4 protein-coding genes are annotated in these 2,999 nt (G+C 29.1%); all 4 read right to left on the bottom strand.

Annotation, left to right across the window (positions count from 1 at the left end; translation table 11 throughout):
• Nucleotides 1-151: 151 nt before the first annotated feature.
• Nucleotides 152-526, bottom strand: coding sequence for a hypothetical protein (locus ACTNEP_RS20365; protein ID WP_441163777.1), 375 nt, complete (start codon nt 524-526; stop codon nt 152-154).
• Between the two features lie 103 nt (nt 527-629).
• The gene (locus ACTNEP_RS20360; RefSeq protein ID WP_441163776.1) at nt 630-986 is read right to left on the bottom strand and encodes a hypothetical protein; all 357 of its coding nucleotides are present in this window, start codon (nt 984-986) and stop codon (nt 630-632) included.
• Between the two features lie 469 nt (nt 987-1,455).
• Nucleotides 1,456-2,475: a hypothetical protein gene (locus ACTNEP_RS20355; RefSeq protein ID WP_441163775.1), complete on the bottom strand. Its 1,020-nt coding sequence runs from the start codon at nt 2,473-2,475 to the stop codon at nt 1,456-1,458.
• A 62-nt stretch (nt 2,476-2,537) separates the two neighbouring features.
• Entirely contained in the window at nt 2,538-2,813 is a 276-nt protein-coding gene (locus ACTNEP_RS20350; protein WP_441163774.1) for a hypothetical protein, read from the bottom strand.
• Between the last annotated feature and the right edge of the window lie 186 nt (nt 2,814-2,999).

Raw genomic sequence — 2,999 nt, 5'->3', positions numbered from 1 at the left:
GCCCATTTAAAACACTCCTTTAGCTTTATAGTTATTATTCTACCAAATAAAAAACTGTGTGAGTAAGAAACCGTACGCATTTCTTACTTACACAGTTTATATTACACTCCCCTGTCTTTAGTTAGCACCTCTTATCTAATGTCACACCAATCTATTTTAATTTTCCTATCTGGTTATTGATTATTTTGTTTATGTAATTGAGTTCTTCTAAATTACAATAATATTTATGTCCATCTTCAATAGTAATTTGTACAGGATAATGTTCGATTGATTTATCTATTTTTACTTGGATATGTCCGTTTACTCCTGAAACTACAATATCATAAATATCCTCCACATAAAAATTTCTTAGTACCATTATCAAATCCCTCTTACTGACTAAGAATTCTTCGATAACACCATCCTCATAAAGTTCCAATAGAACAAGATTACTTGTTGCATATGTAATTGTTACCCTAGTAGAACTATTATAAAAATCATTAATTTCAACTAATTCTTCTATACTTAACTTATTCAGTTTCTTCACCTCCCTCTATAGATAACTTCAACATTAGTGCTATGATTACTGCTTTTTAGAACAATAATTTTTAACACGTTAAATTAAAAAGACAAGGATTCCACTCCTCGTCTTAGTCCAAATAAACAGGATTTAATTTTTCAACCACCTTTAAACACTCCAAGATCGCATAATCATCCAAAATATACTCACTTAAAATAGCAACTATATTTCGCTTTAGATTTTCAAACGTTTCAAAAACATTATCTCTAATCTCTGTATTGAAAACTTCAGAAATAGAGTCCTCTTCTTTGTTAACCTTTGCTAGCCTTTTGTCAAATACAAATAAAAAGTACTGATACTGAGCAAACCCCTTGTATTGCTTCCAGTTAATTCTTTTGAAGCGTGTAATAATAAACTGGTAATTTTCATGGTGGAATTCAACAATTTCATTTTCCATTGTTTTTCTAGAGTTATTTGTTTGTTGCAAGAGTATCTCCTCCATTATCTTTTGAAATTTTATTCATGACGACTCTTCAAGATAATGAAGTAAAAACCTTGATTTTATTGTTAAAAATAAAGTAATAATTAATTATAATAGATAAGTATACTTTCACTCCTAAAATTGATTTTAGGGAAGGTTTACCCCCTATTTTTGGGCGATAATTCACCTTCTATCCAGACCAAAAAGGAACAAATAAACAATAACTTGTTCCTTAATGTTTAAGAAATACAACTTATAACTTATCTAGCCATTCTTTCTTTATTACTAACTCCACTCTTTGCTTTACCACTATTTGTGATACGGTTCACCGTGGTGGTTTGAGAGGCAAAAAACAGCATTGGATTATCTGCCAATGCTGTTTTTTTATTATTCTATTAGCGATAGAAATAATGCGCCAAGTTGGTAGACCTATTATAAGTATAAATCACAATTGCCCTCTTTTTTTGCGTTATTATTAATTTGATTCGTACCAATAATACTCTTCTAAATAATTATTCTCACTTGGAAATCCTAAACTTATTAAGTCTGATAATTTTCTAAATTGTTCAGTATTCCCTAATGTGTATTTGCACATATACTTCAGTTTTTCCTTTTCAATTGGTAATTCCTTTACTTCTAATTCATCGAATAAATTAAACAACTCGCCAAATACTCCAAGTATTATAGCTGTTTCACTAGTATAAATTAAATTTGATTGATTTTTAATATGTTCCCTTTGAAAATAACCCTTAAAATTATTAACCTCTAAATTAAAATCCAATTGTTTATAACCTTCAAATGAATAATTCTCAAGGTTTCTCTTTTCGGATAGATACTGCGGATAACTATAGGTCATTTTAGTGAGACCAAATTCCTCAGTATTAAGTGTTGAATACTTTTTCCAAACATATCCATGTGATCCACCACTACCTAAATCCTTAGTTATTATAAGCTTTCCTTCACCAGAAATTGGATTAATATCGACTTCTATGCCGTATTTTGCATAACTAGCAACAAAACTACCGTTCTTACTTATATTTTTCTGATAACCTTTATTATTTACTAGCTTATAAATATCTTCAACAAAATTATGATTGCTACCCGAAACAATATATCTAGACTTTCCTGTAAAAGCAATGATACTATTTGCTAAGTAAAACTTTGCATAATATGCTGTTATTTCAATCCAATGTTGAAGTCCACCATCATATAATTTTAAAGCAGACAAGTAATTATAGAAAGTCTTATAAAAATTAAATAAAGATTCATGTAGTAGTAATGCTTTAAAATATTCTATATCCTGCTGTTCTAATTCGATCTCAACATGATTGTTATTAAAGCTCCTTTTAAATAACTCAACATTTTCAGGGTAAACATTTTTTATAAAAAGTGGTACATTCCACTCACTTGGTCTTGGCGCAATACCTCTGATTGATAAACTATTAGACCTATAATTTGTTCCTTTATAAAAATCAACTAAACTTTTTCTATCCATACTTCTTCCCCTTAACTATCAAATAGATATTAATTATTCATTATTTAAATGAACCTAATAAATTAAATAAAATCACTAATTTGTAATCTTTCCCAATAACTTAGATAGCGGGATACATTTATTAAGTTCTCTGTTATTTGTTTTTCATCATCAACATCTATTTTAGAATCTATATTTTCTTCAGTAACCCTTGTTATTTTTATTGCTGTTTCTCTTGGAAGTCCTATATCAATGTATCTCCTTGTCAGCGCTTTGTAAGCACCATACTCCATAAATACTAATAGATTGTTTTCAGCCTTGTCTTGGGTACTAAAAATGGGTTGCAGCAACTTTGGCAAGGAATACATAACATCCTTATTTATTAAGTCCAACCTTCTATCTATTTCTTTTTGGTCTTCTAATGTTTGCTTTTCATCACTAGTGTTGCAAAAATAATGTCGTAATTTTCAGTTTTATTATATCTTCTGTTTAGAGCCAAAAAAGTAAATACCGAATTAAAGGTGGCTCCATCCATTTGGAAATAA

Source organism: Gracilibacillus sp. HCP3S3_G5_2, from assembly GCF_052063305.1.
Taxonomy (GTDB): domain Bacteria; phylum Bacillota; class Bacilli; order Bacillales; family Amphibacillaceae; genus Gracilibacillus.
Note: the sequence above shows the minus strand (reverse complement) of the source record. Positions and strands in the feature narration are given on the sequence as shown.